Here is a 23,871-nt window from a genome sequence, read left to right as displayed (position 1 = left end):
TTAACTAGCGAAGCGAGGGACCCAAAACATTATCATTTACATACCAAATTCCTCCATGAATAAAATATCTTTGCATAGATTTTGTTTATATAAATATAAGCAGCAGCCGATTTGAGATCAAACACTCTAATTCCTTATTTTAACCTGTTATTCTTCTGCATTTTATGTTTTGAGTTTGCCGCATGCGATTCTCAGAAACAAACTGTTGCGAGCCGGGGAATGCAGAACTTAACTGCGAATTTTAATATCCTTTACAATGCGAACGAACTGGTTGACGAAAGTGAACGAAATATTCAGTTTGTTACGGTTGATGATTATGAACGTCTTATTTCAGTCTATAAGGAACCTCTCGAGGCGACAGCACAGGGCGAGATAAAAAACCTTGACCAGGCGATATTGAAAGCCAATGTTATTGCTAATGAAAAATCACTTAGCAGTTATGTAGACGATGCCTATTTCTTGATTGCCAAGGCAAATCACCTGAAAGCAAACTTCTACAATGCTTCCGAATTTTTTACCTACGTATACAAATCTTATCCTGACGAAAAAGAATTGAGGCAGGCTGCACTTGCGTGGAAAGCCCGCTCCCTTATTCAATCTGAACGATATGAAGAAGCCGAAAGCACCCTTGATACAGCTCTAAAGTACATCGAGACGGAAAAGGAGTCTGTTGCCGATATTTTTGCCACCAGGGCACAGCTACACCTTTATGCCCAGGAAGATGAACAGGCAATAAAATTGCTGGAGCAGGCAATTAAATTTGCGCGAAACCGGCAGAATAAGATTCGCTGGATTTACCTTCTTGCGCAGCTACAGCAAGTAAACAAAAACATGGAGGATGCATATGACAATTATACAGAAGTTGTGAAGAGCAATGCACCTTTCGATATGGCCTTTAATGCGAATCTTAGTCGCATCGGCATACGAGATGAGCAAAGTGGAAATAAGGTCAGCCGGTCGCAACGCTTAAGTTCACTTCTCAAAGACGATAAAAACCGGGATTTTATTGATCAGATCTATTTTCAAATTGCGAACACGTACGCTCAGGATAAGAAACTTGCACAAGCCATAGAAAATTATAATTCTTCAATCAAAAACAGCACAAAAAATATAACTCAAAAGGGCCTCTCTTATCAGAAGCTTGCGGAGATTTATTTCGATCAGTCTGATTTTGTTCGGGCTAAAGTTTACTATGACAGCACATTGTCTGTACTTCCAAAAACCTACCCTGGTTTCGCACTGATTAGTAAAAAGGCAGAAAACCTTGAATTGCTTGCCGACAGGCTTACAACTATTTCACAGCAAGACACCTTGCAGATGCTTGCGAGCCTTCCCGAGGCTGAAAGGGATTTACGAATTGGAGTGCTGGTCCGTGAGCAGTCCTTAAAAGCGATGAATTCTACAGCAAACACGGCAAATTCTAGTCTGCCAGGACCTACTCAAGCCCTGGCAAATAGCGTTAGAGAGGGAAAATTCTATTTCAGCAATTCTGTTGCCCTCAATCAGGGACTCATTGATTTCAAAAGGCGCTGGGGTAGCAGGAAACTGGAAGATAACTGGAGGAGAAGCCAGAAATCTGCATCCGATGTAACATCTGCTGTTAGTCCGGACCAGGCGATAACAAACAACCCTTTCCAGCAGCCTGGTCCGGACGCTACTGCGGCAAACATAGAAACCATAAGGAGAACATTTATCGAGGGAGTACCGCTATCTTCGGAGCAAAAGTTGATTTCGGACCAGAAGATAGCTTCAGCTTTTTACGATATTGGAAATTATTACCGTGATGTTTCGCTGGACACAGCACAAGCTTTGAGCACTTATGAAAAACTTTTAAAACGTTTCCCTGAAAACTCTAATAAACTTGCTGTTTATTATAATCTATACAGGCTAAACTTAAGCATTGATCCGCAGCGTTCAGAGGAATTTAAGAATATCCTGCTTAAGGATTTCGCGGATTCACCCTTTGCAAAGACAATCCTTGATCCGCAGTATAACCAGCGTTCAGACGAACAGGAAATTGCTTTCAATCGCTTCTACAATGATGCCTATGATCTTTATCTGGACAAAAAGTATAGTGGGGTTCTAACGCACATTAATAGTTACGGAACGAAATTTACAGGTCGCGCCCTGCCTGCCCAGCTGGATTACCTCAGGTCATTAGCTGTAGGTCGCACACAGAAGCTGCCGGAGCTTGAGAAAGCTTTCAAAGAGCTGATAAATGCCTATCCTGAGGATAAATTGATAGTGCCGCTTGTAAAGGAACATCTGGATTTTATAAATTCGAACAGGCTCATGCTGAGTGAGCGCGTAGTAGCTCTTGTAGATAATGATCCGGCCAGGGATAGATTTGTTCAGGAACCAATCATCCAAAATATCCCTGCTGTGAGTCCTACAGCAATAATCAGTGAACCCCGTCCTGTTTCAAATACTGATGCTCTGAATCCAGTAGTGAATTCACCTGTAGTAGAAGCTGGCTTCTTTGTTAAGGAGGAAGCTGCATTATTTTATTTTGTTGTGAATATTTCCGATCCCGTGGTAAATTTGAGCTCTTCACGTTTCGGTATCGGACAATTTAACCGGATTAATTTGCCGCAGGCCGTTGTTAAACATCAGTTAAAGAATGTGAACCGGGAAAACCAGCTTATATTTGTAGGCCCGTTTGAAGGCAGGGATGCTGCTCAGAATTATTTTAACAGCATCAATCCCATGATAAAAGAGATCATGAAGATCCCGGCGTCCAAATACAGTACATTTTTCATAAACCAGCAGAACCTGGACAAAATAAGTGACAGAGCTTTGCTCGATCGGTATGTCGAGTTTTATAAAAGCAATTATGAGTAACAACAGATGAATAAGCATTTAACTCAGCAAGATATAAATCGCTATACAATCAGCTTCTGGAAGTGGATAATAGGAATAATTGCGTTTGGTGCTATTCTGATTTTCAGTATTGGACTGGGCTTATTTGGAACCCTGCCCGATCTTCGAGCTCTTGAAAATCCTAAGAGTAATCAGGCTTCAGAAGTTATTTCGGATGATAACGTTGTACTGGGTACATATTATGTTCAGAACCGATCAAACGTTCGGTATGATGAGATTTCCCCTAATGTGATCAACGCGTTAATTGCTACTGAAGATATCAGGTTTTACAATCACTCGGGTATCGACTTCAAACGGACATTCACCATTATTTTTTATAATCTGATCGGCAAGAGACAGGGCGCGAGTACCATTACACAACAGCTTGCGTTAAATATGTTTTCAGCGGAAGGTAGATCCAGAACCTTCTTAAAACGACTCATACAGAAGTCCCAGGAACTCATCGTTGCAGTGAAGCTTGAGCGACAATATACCAAGGAAGAAATTCTTACCATGTATTTGAACACGGTAGATTTTGGCTCTTACAATACTTACGGGATCAAATCTGCGGCAAGAACATACTTCAGCACAACTCCCGATAAGTTGGAACCCCATCAGGCTGCTATACTTATCGGGATGCTTAAAGGACCGTCATTCTACAATCCGCACAGAAACCCCGATCGGGCAGTATTTCGCCGGAATACGGTGCTGGAGAATATGAATAAAGCAAGTTATATCAGCGATGAAGAGTCCGAACGATTAAAACGACTCCCTTTAGGCCTTGCGTTTAATCCCACTGACCATGCCGACGGATCAGCGGCTTACTTCCGGGCAGTCCTTAAAAAAGACATTCAAAGGACTCTCGAAGAAAATAGCATATACAAAGCAGACAATACACCTTACGATCTCGACCGGGATGGCTTAAAGATTTATACTACGATTAACTCACGCATGCAGCACTATGCGGAAGAGGCCCAGAAGCAGTATATGAAAACTCTTCAGGTTAGCTTCAATAACTCCTGGAAGGGCCGCGATCCTTTTGATTTCGAAGAAGCCAAGGGATTGATCGACCAGGGAATGAAGCGTTCGGACCGCTACCGGGCTTTGAAAGAAGAAGGAAAAACCGAACAGGAAATAATTGAAGATTTCAGGACACCAGCAAAGATGACTATTTTCAGCTGGCGTGGTGAGATAGACACCTTAATGAAACCTATGGACTCGATAAAGTACTATAAGTTGATGTTACGAAATGCTGTCATGTCGATGGAACCCCAATCGGGTTACGTTCGTGCCTGGGTGGGCGGGATAGATTTTAATCATTTTAAATACGATCAGGTAAAGGTAGGTACACGGCAGGTGGGTTCAACAGCCAAACCATTTACCTATGCTGTCGCAATTGGAAATGGCGGATATTCACCTTGTTATATGGTCGACAACCAACCTGTAAGCATTGATGCGGGCGATGGCACCACCTATAATCCGAGAGCTTATAAATCACTGCCGGGACCTATTACCCTGAAGAAAGCATTGGCACATTCGCAAAATAATGCTACTATGTTCCTGATGAGCCAGGTGGGCTCAACCGCTGTATCGACTATGACAAAAAATATGGGAATTACCAGCCCGGTTCCTGCTTTTCCTTCAATAGCGTTAGGCTCATTTGAAGCTTCAGTATATGATATGGTGGGTGCCTATTCCGTGTTTGTTAACCATGGCATCTGGACGGAGCCGATTTATCTTCTTCGGGTTGAAGATAAAAATGGTAACGTTATCTACGAACGCAAGCCAAGAATAAAGGTTGTATTAGATGAGCAAACGGCCTACGTTATGACGGATATGTTAAAGGCTGTTATCAGGGAGGGCACAGGCGTACGATTGGGCTGGAAATACAAACTCACTAACCCCATAGGCGGGAAAACCGGTACCACAAATAACAACTCCGACGGGTGGTTTATGGGCATTACGCCTCAGCTTGTTACGGGTGTGTGGACAGGAGCTGAAGACCGGGCAATACACTTTTCCTCCACCGACTTCGGTGAAGGCGCAAACACGGCGCTGCCTATTTTTGGGCTTTATATGCAAAAGGTTTACGCTGATAAAACGCTTAACTACACCAAGGGCGACTTCCCTGTTCCCAAGGGCGGTGTAACGACAACCCTGGATTGCGGGGCTTATTCCAGGGAGCAATCTGGAGAGACGGAGTTGGATAAGAAGCTGGGGTTTTGATTGGCTGCCTGCGGTAGGCAGGCTTCGCTTCGCTCGCAATGACAACACCTCTAATCCACCCCTACCCCCGCCAGCGGGGGATAGCATGATGCCTGGGCAAATCGTATAAAAAAGACTTGAGGATAAATATGAATTTAAGATAAATAGCAGTTTTGCCTAAGCGCCCAGTGTCCCCCGCTGGCGGGGGGGTGGATTAAACTCTGTCCAATGAGAAATAATAATACATGGAAAATTTCGATCATCGCGCCGTTATAAAAAATATCCCTCCTAAACCGGGTATTTACCAATTCTGGTCGGTAAGCGATGAACTCATTTATATAGGCAAGGCAAAAAATCTAAAGAATCGTGTTTCATCCTATTTCAACAAAGACAATTATCGCGTAAACGCGAAAACGCGGGTGCTTATAAGCAAAATAAATCGTGTAACATTCACAATTGTTGATACGGAGATTGACGCCTGGCTGCTTGAAAACAGCCTCATCAAGAAACATCAGCCCAAATATAATGTCCTTCTAAAAGACGATAAGACCTACCCCTGGATTATCATCAAAAATGAGCCTTTTCCGCGCATCTTCTGGACGAGAAAGATCATCCGGGACGGCTCAACTTATTTTGGGCCCTATGCATCGATAAGCATGATGCATACTATTTTAGGAATGATCAAGGAAATTTATCCTTTACGCACATGCAATCTTCCTTTGACCCAGCCTAATATTCTCGCCGGAAAATTCAGGGTCTGCCTTGAATACCAGATCGGGAATTGCAAAGGACCATGTCAGGCATTTCAGACAGACGACGATTATGATCAGAATATATCAGAGATCAAAGATATCCTTAACGGGAAGACGAGCGCAGTAGTCAGGCGGCTTAAAAACCAGCTCGACACCTCTGTCGCAGAACTTAACTTTGAGCTATCCCACAGATTGAAACGAAAATACGACCTGCTGGACCGATATCAGAGTAAGTCGACCATTGTGAATTCATCGATTACTGATGTCGATGTCTTTAGCATCGCTACGGATGATAAACATGCATTCGTAAATTACCTCAAGGTAATGAACGGTACTGTCATACAGACTCAAACGCTAGAGATGAAAAAGCGGCTGGACGAAACTGATGAGGAGCTTTTAACCATAGCAATTTTTGAATTCAGAACCAGATTCAGCAGTACTTCAAAAGAAATTATTGTACCGTTTGATCTGGACCTGAGTGATTCCGGCATGCGGGTGAATGTACCGAAGCTCGGAGAGAAACGGAAGCTATTGGATCTCTCTCAGAAAAATGTGATGTTCTTCAAGCGGGAAAAACTCGAACAATACGAAAAATTAAACCCCGAAATAAGGACTGACAGGCTCTTAACCCAAATGATGAAAGACTTGCGCCTGAATCAGCTTCCACGACATATCGAATGTTTTGATAACTCTAATTTTCAGGGCAAATTCCCAGTCTCGGCCATAGTTGTGTTCAGAGATGCAAAGCCTTCCAAAAAGGATTACAGGCATTTTAACGTCAAAACCGTTGAAGGCCCGGACGATTTCGCAACAATGGAAGAGGCAGTTTTCAGAAGATATCGGAGGATGCTTGAAGAAGAGCAGCCACTTCCCCAGCTGATTGTAATTGATGGCGGTAAGGGACAGCTATCTTCCGCTATGAAAAGTCTAAGGCTGCTTGGAATTGAGACTCAGGTGACGATGATCGGCATTGCCAAACGACTGGAAGAAATCTATTATCCTGGAGATCAGTATCCCATGTACCTGGATAAGAAATCGGAAACTTTAAAGATCATTCAGCAATTACGCGACGAAGCCCATCGATTCGGGATAACATTTCACCGGAGTAAAAGGAATAAAGCAACGCTCGCCACTGAATTGGAAAACATACCGGGCGTTGGGAGGACCACTGCGGATAAGCTGCTGAGGCACTTCAAATCTGTGAAGAAAATAAAGGAAGCTACGGAAGAAGAGTTGATTCAGGTTATCAATAAAAGCCAGCTTCAGGCACTACAGGGCTACTTCGGAGGTCGGAGGTTGGAGGTCTGAGGTCGGAGGTCGGACCGGATTTCCGAGAAACAAAAAAACCATCAGATTTTGAAATGTCCAGGGGACGCGAGCTGCGCCGCGTCTGCACCAGGTTCCCGCCTGCGCGGGAATGACAACGTTATTGGTCGAAATTGAGGACGGGGGCGGCTGCGCCGCCCCCGTCCTCATCCTTAAGTTTAATGACATGTCATCCTCACGAAAGTGAGGATCTTATATTTCGTAATCGCTTGGCTTAAAATTGGTGGTACCTCTTAATACGACCACAAATCATGCTCAAAGTTCATCAGCTCTTTCTTCACACGATCTGACTCATGCAGCTTATCGATTCCCACTGCATAATCTTTTATACGAAGATCTTCCGGGTTAGATTCTTTGACAATATAACTGGAAAAAATTCGCTTCATGAAAATATCGTCATAGCTCAGACCACTTGCATCATTATCTCTGTTAACCACTGCTTTAGTTACCATGATATGGCGCGCTTCAGGGAAATAGATCCAAAATGCGGGCTGATCGTCAAATGACTGTCCCGCGGCCTGAATTCTGATCATTGGCGCAATACCAATAATTCTTGGCTCAAACACAGAACGTTGCTTATCAAAAATCCAGTCTTCTTTTATTCTGAACTTAACAATGCTGTCAGGATTAAATTCACCAGGCTTTACCTGGGTACCCGTTTGATTTCCGTCAGTGTCAAATACCGGAACAAGCACACTATCAGCGAAAGTTGCCATAGCAGCTTCCGGTGATAATACCGAAGAGAATTCATCACCATTAACATCATCCTTTGTGGCTGTTGCGCTATAAGCGGTAAGTTCGCCCGCAGCTATTGCGTCGGTCAGCATTGTGATAAGACGCGCTTTCGGTGATGCAAAGATCATATTGGTCTTTTCTCTCAGGTCGATCTCACGCCATACACGCTTGCTGAACATTACATCTGATTCTCTCAGATTAGCGTATGGCGATACCTTTGCACTTAGAATATTTTCCTTTTTGTAATAACCATCAAGGGGTTTCTCCGGCACGGCCTGTTGCGGCTTAGTCGCGTTATTCATATTCGGCAATTGGGCAAAAGCCTCAAAGCTTCCTGCGAAAAGAATAAGTGCTAAAATTATCTTGTTCATAATATATAATTTTACTGTCGGCTGTGAATCTATTAACGGTATTTCAATTCTTGAATTGCGTGCCGATGGTAGATTCTAAACCAATTAATTTGCTTTGAATACCATTCCGGGAAGCAGCCTTTGCGTCCCATCAGGCCCTACAGCAACAATATCGTCAAAAATTACCCTTGAACCTGGAGTAATTCCGGCAATTGCCGCTTGCATTTGAGCACTGAATGAATTTCCATTTGTTGTAAGTGCAATAACATCTGCACGGGGTTTTGCTATCACTAAACTGAACTTGGTGACACGGAATTTAGCGTCAAAATCAAAGTTCTCTAAAATTGCAAACAACGCGTTAGAATTTTTGATTACCACCGAACTCAACGTTCCTGAATTCTTACCTGCAAATTTCGCAATAGGATCGGGAATTCTTTTTACCCGGAAATCTGATGTTCCAATATTCTGAGTTTTACCCCCTATTTTTGCGGAAACATTAACTTTTGCAATAGTACCAGGTGAACTCACGGTAACGGTATATTTACCATTTGAACCTGAAATATTTCCGCCGCTCATCGAAACTACCAAACTCTCGATCGGGATACCTGGTGCGGAAACCGAAACCGGGTTAGGCACACCTACATAAAATACATTCATTTTGTCTGGGGATACCACTGCAGAAGGTCTGGCTACCTGATATTTTTGTATCGGCGTAGTGTATGTTTTGATAGAACCATCTGTCTGTTTAACGCGGACAGTACCGCTCCAGCTAAAAATACCCTCTCTGCCTGTATTCACAGTATAAGTACCTTTTCCGTCTTTAATAGCGAGTCTGGATCCACCCACGGAAATATCGGGACTGGATTTAGAGTCAGATGCTGTTAAGAACACCTCCGCTGTGTAAGCCTGTCCCTGAATTAAATAGGATGTTGGGGCCACAACAACGGCTGAGAATTGGTCAAGATTTACAACTGCCTGATCCATTTTTCCCAGAATTCGTTTGACCATTTCCGATTCGGCGTTCTTAGTGTCGGCCTGGATCTTTGCTAAAGCCGTTATTGCTGCTGTCAGTGGAATACCATCACCAAAGTTAGACTGCTCCCATGATCTGTTTACCGCACCTCGTTTTGGTGGGTCCATGGCTTGAAGTGAAAAATTAATTCCCTGCCGTTCCTTTGCATCAAGTAAAGCAAGAAGTTTTGTGCGCGTGTCGTTAATTTTATTTTTAAGTACTGTTGCCCTTTTTTGATTAATCATTAAACGCGGTGAAATATCAAGGTTATCCCGCTTGCTTATATCACCAGTAGTCTCATTATAACCACCGCCCTCAGTTTCCATCAGTTTTTTAAGTTCGCCTACATGAGCATTAAGGGCATCAGTATAAGAACTAGCCTTTTTTGCACGGTCATAAATAGGTTTTGCCCGGGCAGGCTCGTCCTTCAATTTAGTTGCTTCAAATGAGGCATACGTAGCATCCACACCGCTTTGTACATTTTGCGAAGATGCATTCAGACTATCTGTTAAGTTTTTAAAAGCCTCTAAGATCGAATCACTAACATTTAATGCTACTAAACCCAGCAGCACCAGGTATAGTATTCCGATCATTTTCTGCCTTGGGGTTTGTTTACCTCCAGCCATGCACTTCTATTTAAAATTGTAAGAATAAAAAATTATCTGGGATTAACGGCCAGGCTGGTTCATTGCGGTCAACATATTGCCATAAATTGAATTCAATGAGGCAAGGTTCTTAGCAAGCTTACCAACTTCCTCTTTAAACAGTTTAGAATCCTCCATTGATTCGTTGAAGTTTTGCATGGTAAGCGAAAGGTTTGAATAGAATTTATTCATCGATTTTAAATGGGCACTTGAATCCTGCAACTCAAGTTCATAAACTGCATTTAAAGCAGAGATATTTTTTGCCAATGCATTTACCTGATCGTGATAGGCACGGGAATCAATTCCTGTATCAGCCATTTCCCTTAAGCTGGAGGTAGCTTTATCAAATGCGGAGTTAAGGCTATCAAAACTTCCCGATGCAGTTCTGATTTTTGCAGTCAGTTCTGTAGTAGCGCTTGCTGAATCAGCTACATTGGAAATAGCGGAAACTTTTTCACCGAAAGAACGCAAGCCTGTTCCAAGGCTTTCAATAAGTTCAGGCCCAATCTTAGCTTCTGAAAGCATTTTGTCTAATGCGGCAGTTGAGTTAGGCGATGCCGTTTGAAAGGATGAAGAAACTGGTAATTCCCCTTTGAAATCCGGATCCAGCTCAGGATAAATTCTTGTCCAATCAGCTTCGGTCGATTCTGCCTGAAAACCTAATGCAAAGAACAGCAAAGCTTCTGTAATCAATCCGGCGGCAATCATTATTTCACCACCTTCCCAATGGAGGATCTTGAACATCAGACCTATAATTACTACTGAAGCACCCCATGATATCAGAGTGTTAATACCAAATTTGAATTTTTTCTTTTGAGCCATAATGGAAATACGAAATTATATTAGGAATTATATTCTATTAGATTTTGTCTTTAATATCACGTCCCTGATACTTAGTGATACAGCGGAAACCGACATAAGATTTTGAAGTATCCTGGAACTCGAACTGCCGGGCAGAATTTTGAAGGAAATAACCAATATCTTTCCATGAACCGCCGCGTACAACTTTACGTTTCAACACTTCAGGGTCTTCCGGGCGAGCCTCATAGCTAAAGGTTGGGTTCATATCGTGAGTAAATGTTGATGCTGATTCATCAAATGCAGAGGAAGTCCACTCGGAAACGTTTCCTGCCATATTATATAAGCCGTAATCATTAGGGTAATACGATTTCACGTTCACTGTAAAGGGTCCCCCATCATCAATATAGTTACCACGGCCCGGTTTAAAGTTGGCCATTAAACATCCTTTCGCATTTCGGATATATGGTCCGCCCCACGGGTAGCTGGTTCCAACACGTCCGCCGCGGGCTGCATACTCAAATTCTGCTTCAGTAGGAAGTTCATAATCTGCTCTTTTTGGAAGCCTGCGGCTTTCTTTGTAAGATTCATTGAAGCGGGTCCGCCAAACGGTGAAGGCACGTGCTTGTCTCCAGTTAACACCAACAACAGGATAATTAGCAAAAGCAGGGTGTGAAAAATAACCTTTTACCATCGGCTCATTTTGGGCGTAGGCAAAATCAGAAAGCCAAACCAGGGTATCAGGATAAATACCAACTGTGTCTCTAAGAATAAAATCAGATCTCTTAGCTTCCTTATTAAACCTGCTGTTTGAAGCCTCACGCAATCTCATGATTGCAAAATTGTATTTTAGAAGGCGTACATCAAGTTCATTTCTGTCGAATACCCTATCCTCCCCCTGATAGTACATCGCCTGCAATTTAGCTGCGTTTGGATTAGCTTTTCCTTTGCCGCCCCAGAGCGCACTTCCATTTCCAACTTTTTTCCAGTTAATGAATTTTTTACCTGCATCATTTGGATCCGGATTTTTAGGTTGGATAAAGTATTGTGGATCGTCAGACAAATAAGTAGTGATAGCTATCGAATCACGAACCCAATTCACAAACTGGCGATATTCGCTGTTAGTGATCTCCGTTTCGTCCATGTAAAAGGCCTGAACTGTTACCTGCTTATTTTGGGAAATCTGAGCGTAAGTAACATCCTGATCGGTTTGGCCCATAATGAATGTCCCGGCTGGAATGTAAACCATTCCAAAAGGAACTTCATTATTTTTAAATTTTTTGCTTGAAACCCCAACTAATTCCCCATTAGTTCCACCTTTACCGCAGCTGGTCCCTAAAAAAGCTAATGCTGCTAGAGCGATAAAGTAAAATTTCTTCATTTTATAATTCTTGTTTTAAAGGCTACTACGCTAAAATCACACAAATATCGCTGACCAAAGCTGGCAGAACTCTTGTTTTATTACACATCAATTTTTAAAATTCCCCGGTTAAATAAACCCGAATATAATAAAAAAAGTACACTAAAAAGGTATACAAACTAATTTTCCAGCTCGTGAAAGCTCAATACCTTCTGTAATTCAGGGATTTTAGGCTTTATAGAACGTAAAATTAGAGCCTGTATTTCACCCGTTATTAAAATATTTCTTTGATACGTTAATTTGTACATAAAGGTTGCTGTAATTATCATTCAGGCGATAATTCGTTGACGCTCTACTTACTTACGAAAAAAAACAATGATACTATTTATTAGCGTGTTTAATATATTGTTCAATCGCCATAGTCATACTAGGAGCCTGGGGAGTTGGAGCCGGAATATCGAGTACAAGATTATGCTCCAGGGCGGCCTTATGAGTACTTACTCCAAATGCAGCTATTCGGGTATTATTTTGCAGGAAGTCTGGAAAATTGATGAATAAAGAATGAATACTGCTGGGGCTGAAGAATACAATTACATCATAAAACACTTCTGCAAGGTCTGAAAGATCACTGCAAACAGTATGAAATAAGATCGCCGGTTTAAAATCGTAACCATGATCGTGAAGAAATTTTTGAGTTTCTTCGGCTGCTACATCAGAGCAAGGATAAAGAAATTTCTCCGAAGCATGCTTTTTTAAGACGTCTGCCAGATCTGCAGCTGTTTGCTTGCCAAAAAAGATCTTTCGCTTACGATATTGAATATATTTCTGGAGGTAAAGCGCTATTGTTTCAGAAATGCAGAGGTACTTCATATCCGCAGGAACATCATATCTCATCTCTTCACTTATTCTGAAAAAATGATCTACAGCATTTTTACTTGTAAATATTACAGCAGTAAAATCGCCCAGATTAATCTTTTCTTTCCGGAAATCTTTAGCAGGAACTCCTTCCACATGAATGAACGACCGGAAATCAATTTTCAAGTTGTGCTTCTTAGCTAGTTCAAAATAGGGAGACTTATCAGATTCAGGTTTAGGCAAAGTAACCAGAATACTTTTGACTTTTCTGTGTTTTGCGTTTGATGTTACTTGCATATTTTAAACTAAACTAAAATCTGAGTGCTTTGAAAAGAATAATCAATGGGCAAAATTCGAGGGCACAAAGGTAAATAATTAAATAAACTTTTGGAAACCTATAATTGGTTAAGATATTTGCTCCGGCACGTAAAAACTGCAGGACAAATATCAGAATAAGCACAATTATCCCTGCATATCCATAAATGCCAGCGTATCTGTTTGGTGTAAGACTAAATGCTATTACAAGCGGAAGAAATATCAGTGCACTATTAAAATAGCTAAGATATAGAATAGAAACATATTCTCTAACCAGGCGCTGGATATCAAACAGAAAGCCGAGCAACCTCAAGACTATTATTTTTACCGTAAATAAAGCTGTTACAAGTGTAGAAAGCAGTAAGAAAAGCTCGAATCCATCAACCGGATAAGAGAGTTGGAGATATTTGCCAGATAAATACAGATACAATCCAATTATCAATCCAAACAATATGTACAGGAACACGAATGCCCAGGAGCTAAAAAGATTGTCCTCTTTATTTATCTGCCCCAGAATCTGGTTACTGTAAAAGGACTGTACAATAGAGCCAAGTTCTTTAGAATAGAAGAACTTTATAATTGCAAAAAATAGAATCAGAAAAAGCACTACTCCCATGATCCAGCTTTCTCCCTTGGGACGAAGCCGGCCTTCATCATAGCGGTTAATTTTTTTTGGAAATTTCGAGGCCCAGGCAGTAAAATCAAGGTTTTTGACCGTATAAACTCTTAATAGACTATCTAAAAATCGATTCGGACGAAGCGGGTCCGGGGCTTTAACCCAAACAAGTGCCAATGAATCCTGTACATGTTTTATAGAATCACGGATGAACTGTCTTCTCGCAAGGAAAGCAGAATCCCTGTAAACAGGTCGGTATAATCCTGGCGCCGGACTACTTTCGATCGTGGTGTCGACCTGTGCCCAGGCGGCCGAATTAAGTAGAAAGAACACGAGTATTATCCCGTGTAATCGTTTTGCCATTCCCAAAAGCTTTCAATGTGCGGTAAATTTCTGCATTTTTTAAATGATATCCTAGGGAGTAACGGAGCATAGCTAAGGGAACAAGGAATAAAGAGCAAAGAACAAAGACAAAAGCCCCGGGTCATATTATAAATCGTTGATGAAACGACAGAACAATTTATTAAAGCTAGTTCTTATCTTTGCGCCTGGTTCGTTGTTCGTTATTCGTTATTGGTTTCTAGATCTTCGTTGATCTTTACTCTTTGTTCTTTATTCCTTGTTTCTTGACCCTTATCCTTTCTCTCTTCTAAATAATGACTGTTCCCAACACCAAATCTGCATCACCTGTCATGGTGATCATTGCCTTTGCTATCGTATATATTGTATGGGGTTCCACTTACTTTTTTATTCAGAAAGCGGTTGCTGACTTTCCACCATTCATGCTTGGCGCACTTAGGTTTCTCATTGCGGGGATCTTAATGACTTTATGGTGTTTGATAAGAGGAGAGAAATTATTCGGAATTCCCAATATCAAACATGCTATCATAAGCGGCATTATTTTGCTTTTTTTCGGAAATGGAATTATCATTTGGGTTGAGCAAAGCGTGCCAAGCGGATTAGCGTCGATAACAGTATCTTCAGCTCCCTTATGGTTCGTGTTCCTCGATCAGCGAAAGTGGTCTGAAAACTTTCGCAGCCGGTCCATAATATTGGGATTGATCATAGGTTTAGCCGGTGTGTTTATGCTCTTCAGTGAGCAGGTATCGGCGTCAATAAAGGGCACCGGGGGGATTCCTATGGGAACAATGGCCCTATTGCTATTAGCTTCAATTTCGTGGGCTGCAGGTTCCCTTTACTCGAAGTATAAATCATCAAAAGGTTCGACCATGGTGAATACATCCTGGCAAATGATGGCTGCCGGTTTTGCGTTTTTGCCCGGAATGCTTATCAGAAACGAATTCAATGGTTTTAACTGGAGTGATGTATCAAGCGGTGCATGGCTATCCCTCCTGTATCTCGTTTTCCTTGGCTCTATAGCCGGATTTAGTGCATATGTCTGGCTGCTAAAAGTCCGCCCTGCTATGCAGGTAAGTACTTATGCTTATGTTAATCCTGTGGTAGCCGTACTTCTGGGTGTATTTCTTGCCAACGAAAAGATTTCGCTGATCCAGATTCTTGGATTAATTACAATTCTGGGAAGTGTACTTCTTATCAATATGGCGAAGTACAGGCAAGAAAAGCTCGCTGAGAGAGCAAATTCTGCCACTCTGGCAACAAACTGATGAAAGCCGGAACTTATAAACTAATTTTGCGACATGGCCGGAATTTATATTCATATCCCCTTCTGTAAGAAAGCCTGTCATTATTGCGATTTTCATTTCAGCACTTCGCCGGTTTATAAAGACCAGATGGTTAAGGCGCTTCGGAACGAATTAATTCTGCGAAAGGATTATACAGGATCCGAACCAATTGAAACCATCTACTTTGGAGGCGGCACGCCATCCGTTCTAAGCGCTGATGAATTGGGAATGCTGATTCACGAGATAACAGAATATTATCCGGTATCAGCATCTGCCGAGATCACTCTCGAGGCGAATCCGGATGATTTGAATCCTCAAAAAGTAAAAGAACTCAAACAAATACCAGTAAATCGTTTCAGTATCGGGATTCAATCTTTTTTTGAGGAAGATCTGAGTTGGATGAACCGGGCACATACTGCTGCAGAAGGGCATAGTTCCATAAAGCGGGTTCAGGATGCTGGATTCGAAAATATCACTGCCGACCTGATTTATGGGTACCCATTGCTCACGGAGGAAAAATGGGAGTCCAATATCCGACAGCTGATTGAATCTGGAATACCACATATCTCATCATATTCCATGACTGTTGAGCCCGCTACTGCTTTGGCTTCCTTAATAACGAAAGGAATTCAAAAGCCAATGAATGAAGCACAGAGCGCCCGACATTTCGGAATGCTTATGGACGAACTTATTGTCGCTGGCTTTGAACATTACGAAATTTCTAATTTTGCTAAGCCTGGCCGGCATTCGAAACATAATTCGAACTATTGGGAAGGAGTAAACTACATTGGAATAGGGCCTTCTGCACATTCATTTAACGGCGAAAGCCGGCAGTGGAATGTTTCTAATAATAAAAAATATATAGAATCACTGGAAAGGAATAAAATTCCTTTCGAAATTGAATATCTGACGATAGAAAACAGGATCAATGAATACATAATGACAACTCTCCGAACCAGCAAAGGGATGGACCTGGCCTTAATCAGTCAGCGTTTCCACAGCGATTATCGTTCTCACATTCTTCAGAGCCTCGAACCCTTTTTAGAGAAAGAATGGGCAACTATTAACGACCAAAAGGTTGTTCTAACTAAAGAGGGCAAGTTGTTCGCAGATTACATTGCTTCCGAACTATTTGTTGAACTTACACTTTAGATTGATCCAAAATGAATCTAAAAAATAAAGTTGTCTGGATAACCGGCGCTTCGAGCGGCATTGGAGAAGCCGTAACCTATAAAATGAACCATTTAGGCGCAAAACTTATAATTTCCTCCCGCAAAAGTGAGGCACTTTATCAGGTAAAAGCTAATTGTAAAGGTAATCCCCTTGACATCCATGTGCTCCCGATTGATCTCGAGCACACGAAAAGCCTTCCGGAAACTGCAGCCACTGCTGCTAAAATATACGGGCATATTGACGTGATCGTTCATTCGGGCGGAGTAAGTCAGAGGTCCTTAGCAATCGACACAGACTTACTTGTTGCACAGCGAATCATGAACATAAATTTCTGGGGTGCGGTATCCCTGACGCAAGCTACCCTGCCAGGAATGATCAATAGGAATTCAGGTCATATCGTTATAATTAGCAGCCTGGTAGGGAAATTCGGCACTAAATTCAGGTCGGCCTATTCCGCTTCAAAACATGCTTTACACGGTTATTTCGATTCTCTGAGAAGTGAAATAAAGCCGGAAATAAAAATTACAATCATTTGTCCCGGCTTTATAAAAACCAATGTTACTTATAACGCTCTTACAGCAAATGGCACAAGGCAAAATTCCATGGACGATGCTCAGGCGAATGGAATGTCGGCCTTTGAATGTGCTGAAAAAATATTACAAGCAATACAAGCCGGAAAGCAAGAGGTGTACATTGGTGGCAGGGAAAAATATGGCGTTCTGATAAAACGACTTTTTCCTGGCCTGTTTGCCAAGATCATTCGGAAAGCGAAAGTAACTTGATAGTTTTAAGTTATAAGTTTTAAGTTGTCTTCTCTCCGCCAAGCCTAACAACTGGCAACTGGCAACTAGCAACCAAATTAGCTCGAATGATCAGCAATCACTTTCCACTTACCATCAATTTTCTTTAGAAGCAGTGTAAAAAATCCTTTCGGTTCGTCCTTTTCACGTTTCAGATTCCAGGCACCGAGCACAAAAGCATGATCGGCGCTTATAATTTTAACTTTTTTGATATCAAACGTCAAAATCCCCATTGCTGATTTGTTGGGATAAGCCTTTTTATAATTATCAAGCGTCGTTTTCCAGCCATATTCAGGCCCGCTTTTTCCCACGAAAACCAGGGAATCTGACTGCTCATAACCCTGCATATATCCCTCCATATCCCCCTTATTCCAGGCCTGACGCTGAGTTTCAAGTAATTTGAGAATATCGTTATGATCTGATTCCTTTCGATCTGAACACGAGGCCAGGAAGGAAATCATTAATAAGGAAACGAGCATCTTTTTCATAATTAAAAGTAGGAATATATCAGCAAAGTAGTTACCTGTCCAATCTTTTACGCAATACTTGGCTAGTACTTAGAGAAGTGCTGTTGAGGTTCCAGGCTTCGCTCCTTGATGATGTGTTTATTGTGTCAGGTGCATTGTTTGGGATTAGGTTCCTCGCTGCGCTAGTTAGTGCTTTAGGTGTGGTTGGTGGCAGGGGGTCCCTCGCTGCGCTTCGGGATGACGTCGGCATTTGTGGGAAATGGAGATTTCTCCTCGCGGGACGGGCCAGGTAAATGATGGAATTATTGGGTCGCTCGTCGAAATATATCCTTGCACGAACTTCTGTGGTTACACCCAACCACGTTCTAAGAAAATCCGTTTAGTTAATGGTTAGAAGATTAATATTGGGAAGCTATTTCGACGAGCGACAATATGTTTTATCATTAAATAAACCCGTTCCGCGAGGAGAAATCTCCAATTTCCAAAAAAAACGGCAATCGTCATCCCGAAGCGGAGCGAGGGACCTCTTCCGACCTCCGACCTCCGACCTCCCACCTCAGATTTGACATCCCCGTAACATTTTTACCTGTTCAAACCTTTATCTTCGAATCTTCGTAAATTAATAAGAAGAGTTATACTATGCGGGGACATTCATTTTCGAAATTTATTCCTAATGAGCTCCCAAAAGGCGGTTTTGAGGAGTTATTAAAACTGTTTCTTGAGCTTCTGAATTATACATCCGGCGATGCCAATGAGGCAATCGCATGGATGAACGAGCTCGATAAGCAGTATAAACTAACTACCGATGAATATGGTATGGGGGATTTCATCGATGATCTCAAAAAGAAAGGTTATCTCGGCGATGATGATCAAAATCCCGGTGGGTTCATAATCACCTCGAAAACGGAACAAACTATTCGCCAATCGGCTTTGGAAGAGATTTTCGGGAAACTTAAAAAATCTGTAAAGGGAAGCCATAACACCAATATTTCTGGCCTGGGAGAAGAAAAGAACGCCGACCGCAGAGAATATCAATTTGGGGATAGCCTCGATCAGATCGACATGACTGCCTCTATCCACAATGCGCAGGTTAATCATGGTATTGGAGATTTTTCGATGACTGAGCGCGACCTGGAAGTTGAAGAGAAAGACTACAAGACGATCACTTCGACGGTGTTAATGATAGACATTTCCCATTCGATGATTCTTTATGGTGAAGACAGAATTACACCTGCCAAAAAGGTTGCGATGGCCCTGGCAGAGCTCATCCGGACAAAATATCCTAAAGACACTTTGGATATAGTAGTTTTTGGAAATGATGCCTGGCCAATAACAATAAAAGAACTGCCTTATTTACAGGTTGGGCCATATCACACTAATACCTACGCCGGGCTTGAGCTAGCTGTAGATCTTTTACGGCGACGTAAAACACACAACAAGCAGATCTTTATGATTACTGATGGTAAACCAACCTGTCTGAAAGAAGGTAATAAGTATTATAAGAACAGCATCGGCCTCGACCGGAAAGTGGTTAACAAGACTTTAAACATGGCTGCGCAGTGTAAGCGGATTGGAATTCCGATCACTACTTTCATGATTGCGAAGGACCCATACCTCCAGCAATTTGTGCGACAATTCACAGAGATCAATGGCGGGAAAGCTTTTTACAGTTCACTTAAAGGTTTAGGTGAATATATTTTTGAAGATTATATTAAAAACAGAAGAAGAACGGTTAGATAATACAATGGATAAGCTGCAAATAAAGACACTAAAAGACCTGAAAGCATCAGGATATATATCCCGTTCAGTTAAAGAAGAACTGCGTGAAAACCTGATAAAACAGTTAAAAAATAAGAATACGGTTATGGAAGGTATCATTGGTTATGAGGATACTGTAATTCCTGACCTTCAAACTGCGATTTTATCCCAGCATAATATCTTGTTACTTGGCCTTCGGGGTCAGGCGAAGACCAGAATAGCAAGGCTTATGATAAACTTACTGGATGAGTATGTTCCATATATCGAGGGATCTGAGCTGTTTGAGGACCCCATGAATCCAATCTCCTGGTTTGGGCACGACATTATAAAGACTAAAGGAGATGAAACACCTGTTGCCTGGCTTCATCGCTCAGACAGATATACAGAAAAGCTTGCCACACCAGATGTAACAGTAGCTGATCTTATCGGGGACGTAGATCCCATAAAGGCAGCGACACTTAAACTGACTTATTCAGATGAACGGGTAATCCATTTTGGCCTGATCCCGCGTGCCCATCGGGGAATCTTTGTAATTAATGAACTACCAGATTTGCAGGCCCGGATCCAGGTAGCATTATTTAATATCCTACAGGAAAAAGATATACAAATTAGAGGCTTTAAACTTCGTTTACCTCTTGATTTGCAGTTTGTATTCACGGCAAACCCTGAGGATTATACAAACCGGGGCGCAATCGTTACACCTCTTAAAGACCGGATTGAAAGCCAGATTTTAACACATTATCCAAAATCTGTCGATATCTCAAGGAAGATTACACAGCAGGAGGCACGCCTTGCGGCATCTCAACGTTCAAAAGTTGAGGCTGACGGGCTGGTAAAGGACCTTGTTGAACAGATTGCATTTGAAGCGCGCGACTCAGAGTATATCGATAAAAAGTCGGGAGTTTCAGCTCGTCTCACCATCTCGGCTTATGAGAACCTGATCAGCAATGCCGAGCGCAGAATGCTCTTAAATGATGAGAATCAGACCTTTGTTAGGATCTCAGATTTTCTGGGTGTGATTCCGGCCATCACTGGAAAGATCGAACTAGTATACGAAGGAGAGCTTGAAGGTCCAACTAAGGTTGCCAATATACTCCTGGGGAAAGCAATAAAAACGCTAATGATTACATATTTTCCTGATCCGGAAAAATTAAAAAAATCTAAATCTGTAAACCCATATACCGAAATTATAAACTGGTTTGGATCCGGCAATACCATTAGCCTGATTGATGAACTTTCGATTCAGCAGTATAAAACTGCTTTACTTTCTGTTCCCGGATTAAAAACTGTAATCAAACAGTTCCACCCACGACTAAGTGAAAACCAACAACTTTTATTAATGGAATTTCTACTTCATGGGCTGGCTGAATTTTCGCTGGTTAACAAATCATTCCTGGACAAAGGATACGCATTTGCAGATATGTTCAACAGCCTCTTCAGTCCGGAATTGGGAGAAGATGAAGATGAGGATTATAATGAGGACCGGGGGAGATATTAATGGCCAATCGTCTTTTCGTACTAATTCTTATCACGATTCTTCTGGTCATCTTAGACATTTATATTTACAGGGCAGTTCGTTCAATAAGCTGGAAATGGAAAGATAACAATCTGCTCACATTCAAATATATCTGGTGGGGTTATTCCCTATTACTCATTATCGGGGTGTTCGTTGGCATTTTCTTTAACATCAAGTTTATGGTCAGAACGGTTATTTTGGTACTGTTCTTCATGACGTTTGTTTCCAAAATATTCATATTACCCTTTCTTCTAGCCGATGATATACGGCGTGTTTTTCTCTGGATAAAAAGTAAGATATCCAATAAAAGTCAGAATGCTTCGTCTTCAGAATTGTCGACATCGATGGGGAATATTCCGCGTTCAGAGTTCCTGATAAAAGCAGGAACCCTGGTGGCCGCACTTCCCCTGGCTTCTTTCACTTATGGTATGGTTTCCAGTGCGTATGATTATCGTGTCAAGCGGAGAATACTTCACTTTCCAAACCTACCCTCGTCTTTCGATGGGATTACTCTCGGCCAAATCTCAGATGTTCATTCCGGAAGTTTCTATGACCGTAAAGCGGTAATTGGTGGCGTTGAATTGTTGCTAAAAGAGAAGCCAGATCTGATATTCTTCACGGGAGACCTTGTTAATAATGTTGCTTCGGAAATGAAGAATTACCAGGATATCTTCTCAAAAGTAAAGGCGCCCCTGGGGGTGTACTCGGTTCTGGGTAATCATGATTATGGAGATTACTTTTTCGGCCCTGCCCCTTCGCAGGCAAAGGCTAAGAATCTCGAGAGTGTAAAACTTTGCCATAAAAATATGGGCTGGGACCTTTTACTGAACGAACACCACAGACTAAAGATCGGTAACGAAGAGATTGGAATACTTGGTATTGAAAATTGGGGCGCCGGCCGCTTCGCGAAATATGGAAGAATGGACCTTGCCGCAAAAGACACAGATGACCTGCCGGTAAAACTTCTGCTATCTCATGACCCCTCGCACTGGCGGGCTCAGGTAATTCCGGAATATCCGCAAATTGATGCGATGTTTAGCGGTCACACTCACGGGATGCAGTTTGGCTTGATCACTGAAAATTTCCAATGGAGCCCTGCGCAGTATGTTTACAAAGAATGGGCCGGTCATTATCAGGAAAATAACCAACAGCTTTATGTAAATGTAGGGTATGGTTTCCTGGGTTATCCAGGACGGGTTGGAATATTACCTGAAATTACGATATTTGAGCTACGCCGGAGCCTTGCATAAGCAGACGAGCGTTCTCAAATATGAACAAATACCTTAGGCAGGCGCTGGATTGTTTATTATACAGCAATATATTTATTGCCTTTTGTGCGGTAGCCCAGGGCTTGGTAACATACCAGCTTCTTGGTACACAGCCTGAAAAACATGTATTAGGTCTCCTCTTCTGCTCAACTCTTGCCCTGTATAATTTTAGCATATTATTAATCAAGCCGGAAAAGCCTGAAAATTCAGAGTTCCTAAGAATAAGATGGATATTTTCTCATTACCGGTTGATGATCACGCTTACTATAATCGCTGTTTTTTGTATACTGCCACTGTTTTTTTTTCTTAACACATCTACCAAGATCTTATTAGTTTGTTTGGCGCTGGTATCAGTGGCATACAGTCTGCCGATATTTACAATCCACGATAAACATTTTGGGTTAAGAAATATTCCCGGAGTAAAGTTGTTTCTGATTGCCGCAGTATGGTCATTAAGCTGCGTACTAATTCCGATCCTCGAGCTCGAAAGCAGTATTGAAGCCTCTGTTTCAATGAATGATAGTATTCTGCTAATTGCCAAGCGCTTTTTGTTCATAGCAGCTATTACTATACCCTTTGATATTCGAGATCTCTTCCAGGATAAAAGGAATGAGCTTAAAACAATTCCTGTCATTTTGGGCGAAAAGAAAGCCTTGCTTTTTTGCCAGGGTTTGTTGGTGATATATCTGATTTTACTGCTTCTATTTACGAAGAGTATTGACGCAAACTTTCTGGCTTTGATGTTCACTATAATATTATCTGGGTGGCTGATTTTTAGATCAGAATGGCAGAGAAATGAATATTATTATTTTTTCTACCTGGATGGAACAATGATTGTCCAGTTTCTGATGTTGCTTCTTTGCAGCTTCTTTACCGTATGAAAACCATTGATATCATATCAATAAATATTTTAGGGAAACCAGAAGTTATTAGTTCAGAATATCAGTCTGTGAAAACAGCTTTTCGAAAAATTCCAATTGAGACCGAAGCTATACAACTTGGTATCAGCTCTTTTGCAGGTGATATAGTTCAGGATAAAAAGCACCATGGCGGAAATGATAAAGCGATCTGCTGTTATAATTCAGATCATTTCGTAAAATGGAGAAATGATTTTGGCTTTGAACTGGGCCCCGCTGCATTCGGTGAAAATCTGACACTTAGGGGTGATTCCGCACTTGAAACAAATATATTTATTGGTGACCGCTATCAACTAGGGGAAACTATCGTTGAAGTCTCGGAGCCGCGTGGACCCTGTTATGTGATCGGCATAAGATATAACTACAAGCAGTTCCCTGTGCATCTGCAGCAAACGGGATTTACAGGCTATTATCTGCGGACGATACAACCAGGCATTGTGAACAAAACAGACAAGTTAATTCACCTCAGCAGCCATCCTGAAAAAATATCTGTTATGGATGT

General features: G+C 41.8%; 18 protein-coding genes. 11 read left to right on the top strand and 7 right to left on the bottom strand.

The genetic code is table 11. The features are described 5' to 3' along the window. The first annotated feature begins 219 nt into the window (after positions 1–219). From ACLL8Z_RS08180 to uvrC, 3 genes are all read left to right on the top strand, one after another. On the top strand, positions 220–2,841 hold the full coding sequence (locus tag ACLL8Z_RS08180; RefSeq protein WP_411274281.1) for a tetratricopeptide repeat protein: 2,622 nt from the start codon (positions 220–222) through the stop codon (positions 2,839–2,841). Between the two features lie 6 nt (positions 2,842–2,847). Continuing rightward, positions 2,848–5,085, top strand: coding sequence for a penicillin-binding protein 1A (locus ACLL8Z_RS08175; protein WP_411274280.1), 2,238 nt, complete (start codon positions 2,848–2,850; stop codon positions 5,083–5,085). A 224-nt stretch (positions 5,086–5,309) separates the two neighbouring features. Further along, the gene (gene uvrC / locus ACLL8Z_RS08170; protein WP_411274279.1) at positions 5,310–7,124 is read left to right on the top strand and encodes an excinuclease ABC subunit UvrC; all 1,815 of its coding nucleotides are present in this window, start codon (positions 5,310–5,312) and stop codon (positions 7,122–7,124) included. Between the two features lie 251 nt (positions 7,125–7,375). On the opposite strand, the gene gldN is transcribed toward uvrC, so the two are convergent. From gldN to ACLL8Z_RS08140, 6 genes are all read right to left on the bottom strand, one after another. Then, complete coding sequence (gldN, locus tag ACLL8Z_RS08165; protein ID WP_411274278.1) at positions 7,376–8,248, bottom strand: gliding motility protein GldN; 873 nt, start codon at positions 8,246–8,248, stop codon at positions 7,376–7,378. A gap of 84 nt (positions 8,249–8,332) precedes the next feature. After that, positions 8,333–9,865: a gliding motility protein GldM gene (gene gldM / locus ACLL8Z_RS08160; RefSeq protein WP_411274277.1), complete on the bottom strand. Its 1,533-nt coding sequence runs from the start codon at positions 9,863–9,865 to the stop codon at positions 8,333–8,335. A gap of 42 nt (positions 9,866–9,907) precedes the next feature. Beyond that, entirely contained in the window at positions 9,908–10,705 is a 798-nt protein-coding gene (gene gldL / locus ACLL8Z_RS08155; protein ID WP_411274276.1) for a gliding motility protein GldL, read from the bottom strand. A 37-nt stretch (positions 10,706–10,742) separates the two neighbouring features. Continuing rightward, positions 10,743–12,062 carry an SUMF1/EgtB/PvdO family nonheme iron enzyme gene (locus tag ACLL8Z_RS08150; protein WP_411274275.1) on the bottom strand — a complete coding sequence of 440 codons (1,320 nt, stop codon included), beginning with the start codon at positions 12,060–12,062 and terminating at the stop codon, positions 10,743–10,745. A gap of 360 nt (positions 12,063–12,422) precedes the next feature. Continuing rightward, the gene (locus tag ACLL8Z_RS08145) at positions 12,423–13,193 is read right to left on the bottom strand and encodes a uroporphyrinogen-III synthase (protein WP_411274274.1); all 771 of its coding nucleotides are present in this window, start codon (positions 13,191–13,193) and stop codon (positions 12,423–12,425) included. Between the two features lie 13 nt (positions 13,194–13,206). Beyond that, a complete protein-coding gene (locus ACLL8Z_RS08140; protein ID WP_411274273.1) occupies positions 13,207–14,190 on the bottom strand; it encodes a DUF4271 domain-containing protein in 984 nt (327 codons plus the stop codon). 293 nt (positions 14,191–14,483) lie between these two features. Between ACLL8Z_RS08140 and ACLL8Z_RS08135 the strand changes: the two genes are divergently transcribed. Genes ACLL8Z_RS08135 through ACLL8Z_RS08125 form a run of 3 tightly spaced genes read left to right on the top strand, consistent with a single transcriptional unit; the run spans position 14,484 to position 17,425 of the window. Continuing rightward, positions 14,484–15,452, top strand: a complete 969-nt coding sequence (locus ACLL8Z_RS08135; RefSeq protein WP_411274272.1) for an EamA family transporter — start codon at positions 14,484–14,486, stop codon at positions 15,450–15,452. A gap of 33 nt (positions 15,453–15,485) precedes the next feature. Further along, positions 15,486–16,622, top strand: coding sequence for a radical SAM family heme chaperone HemW (hemW, locus tag ACLL8Z_RS08130; RefSeq protein ID WP_411274271.1), 1,137 nt, complete (start codon positions 15,486–15,488; stop codon positions 16,620–16,622). 11 nt (positions 16,623–16,633) lie between these two features. Further along, complete coding sequence (locus tag ACLL8Z_RS08125) at positions 16,634–17,425, top strand: SDR family oxidoreductase (RefSeq protein ID WP_411274270.1); 792 nt, start codon at positions 16,634–16,636, stop codon at positions 17,423–17,425. A 77-nt stretch (positions 17,426–17,502) separates the two neighbouring features. Here the strand turns inward: ACLL8Z_RS08125 and ACLL8Z_RS08120 are convergent, their stop codons facing one another. Further along, positions 17,503–17,931, bottom strand: coding sequence for a YybH family protein (locus tag ACLL8Z_RS08120; protein ID WP_411274269.1), 429 nt, complete (start codon positions 17,929–17,931; stop codon positions 17,503–17,505). A gap of 618 nt (positions 17,932–18,549) precedes the next feature. On the opposite strand from ACLL8Z_RS08120, the gene ACLL8Z_RS08115 reads away from it, so the two are divergent. The 5 genes from ACLL8Z_RS08115 to ACLL8Z_RS08095 form a co-directional block, all read left to right on the top strand. Further along, positions 18,550–19,650, top strand: a complete 1,101-nt coding sequence (locus tag ACLL8Z_RS08115; protein ID WP_411274268.1) for a vWA domain-containing protein — start codon at positions 18,550–18,552, stop codon at positions 19,648–19,650. A 4-nt stretch (positions 19,651–19,654) separates the two neighbouring features. Next, entirely contained in the window at positions 19,655–21,166 is a 1,512-nt protein-coding gene (locus ACLL8Z_RS08110) for a sigma 54-interacting transcriptional regulator (protein WP_411274291.1), read from the top strand. Then, positions 21,166–22,434, top strand: coding sequence for a metallophosphoesterase (locus ACLL8Z_RS08105; RefSeq protein WP_411274267.1), 1,269 nt, complete (start codon positions 21,166–21,168; stop codon positions 22,432–22,434). The genes ACLL8Z_RS08110 and ACLL8Z_RS08105 overlap by 1 nt, the downstream gene beginning before the upstream one ends. Before the next feature lie 20 nt (positions 22,435–22,454). Then, entirely contained in the window at positions 22,455–23,333 is an 879-nt protein-coding gene (locus ACLL8Z_RS08100; protein ID WP_411274266.1) for a UbiA family prenyltransferase, read from the top strand. Beyond that, positions 23,330–23,871: MOSC domain-containing protein (locus ACLL8Z_RS08095; protein WP_411274265.1), on the top strand; the 542-nt coding region annotated here is incomplete at its 3' end. The genes ACLL8Z_RS08100 and ACLL8Z_RS08095, both read left to right, overlap by 4 nt.

Source organism: Daejeonella sp., assembly GCF_046590655.1.
GTDB lineage: Bacteria > Bacteroidota > Bacteroidia > Sphingobacteriales > Sphingobacteriaceae > Daejeonella.
The sequence above is the reverse complement of the archived record's forward strand: the minus strand, read 5'-3'. Positions and strand labels throughout refer to the sequence as shown.

Bases quoted from the DNA above. Each gene is read 5' to 3' on its own strand.
- ACLL8Z_RS08140 (WP_411274273.1), bottom strand. From the start codon at position 14,190: ATGGCAAAACGATTACACGGGATAATACTCGTGTTCTTTCTACTTAAT.
- ACLL8Z_RS08125 (WP_411274270.1), top strand. From the start codon at position 16,634: ATGAATCTAAAAAATAAAGTTGTCTGGATAACCGGCGCTTCGAGCGGC.
- gldM (WP_411274277.1), bottom strand. From the start codon at position 9,865: ATGGCTGGAGGTAAACAAACCCCAAGGCAGAAAATGATCGGAATACTA.
- ACLL8Z_RS08100 (WP_411274266.1), top strand. From the start codon at position 22,455: ATGAACAAATACCTTAGGCAGGCGCTGGATTGTTTATTATACAGCAAT.
- ACLL8Z_RS08150 (WP_411274275.1), bottom strand. From the start codon at position 12,062: ATGAAGAAATTTTACTTTATCGCTCTAGCAGCATTAGCTTTTTTAGGG.
- gldL (WP_411274276.1), bottom strand. From the start codon at position 10,705: ATGGCTCAAAAGAAAAAATTCAAATTTGGTATTAACACTCTGATATCA.
- hemW (WP_411274271.1), top strand. From the start codon at position 15,486: ATGGCCGGAATTTATATTCATATCCCCTTCTGTAAGAAAGCCTGTCAT.
- gldN (WP_411274278.1), bottom strand. From the start codon at position 8,248: ATGAACAAGATAATTTTAGCACTTATTCTTTTCGCAGGAAGCTTTGAG.
- ACLL8Z_RS08120 (WP_411274269.1), bottom strand. From the start codon at position 17,931: ATGAAAAAGATGCTCGTTTCCTTATTAATGATTTCCTTCCTGGCCTCG.
- ACLL8Z_RS08145 (WP_411274274.1), bottom strand. From the start codon at position 13,193: ATGCAAGTAACATCAAACGCAAAACACAGAAAAGTCAAAAGTATTCTG.
- ACLL8Z_RS08175 (WP_411274280.1), top strand. From the start codon at position 2,848: ATGAATAAGCATTTAACTCAGCAAGATATAAATCGCTATACAATCAGC.
- ACLL8Z_RS08110 (WP_411274291.1), top strand. From the start codon at position 19,655: ATGGATAAGCTGCAAATAAAGACACTAAAAGACCTGAAAGCATCAGGA.
- ACLL8Z_RS08135 (WP_411274272.1), top strand. From the start codon at position 14,484: ATGACTGTTCCCAACACCAAATCTGCATCACCTGTCATGGTGATCATT.
- ACLL8Z_RS08180 (WP_411274281.1), top strand. From the start codon at position 220: ATGCAGAACTTAACTGCGAATTTTAATATCCTTTACAATGCGAACGAA.
- ACLL8Z_RS08105 (WP_411274267.1), top strand. From the start codon at position 21,166: ATGGCCAATCGTCTTTTCGTACTAATTCTTATCACGATTCTTCTGGTC.
- ACLL8Z_RS08115 (WP_411274268.1), top strand. From the start codon at position 18,550: ATGCGGGGACATTCATTTTCGAAATTTATTCCTAATGAGCTCCCAAAA.
- uvrC (WP_411274279.1), top strand. From the start codon at position 5,310: ATGGAAAATTTCGATCATCGCGCCGTTATAAAAAATATCCCTCCTAAA.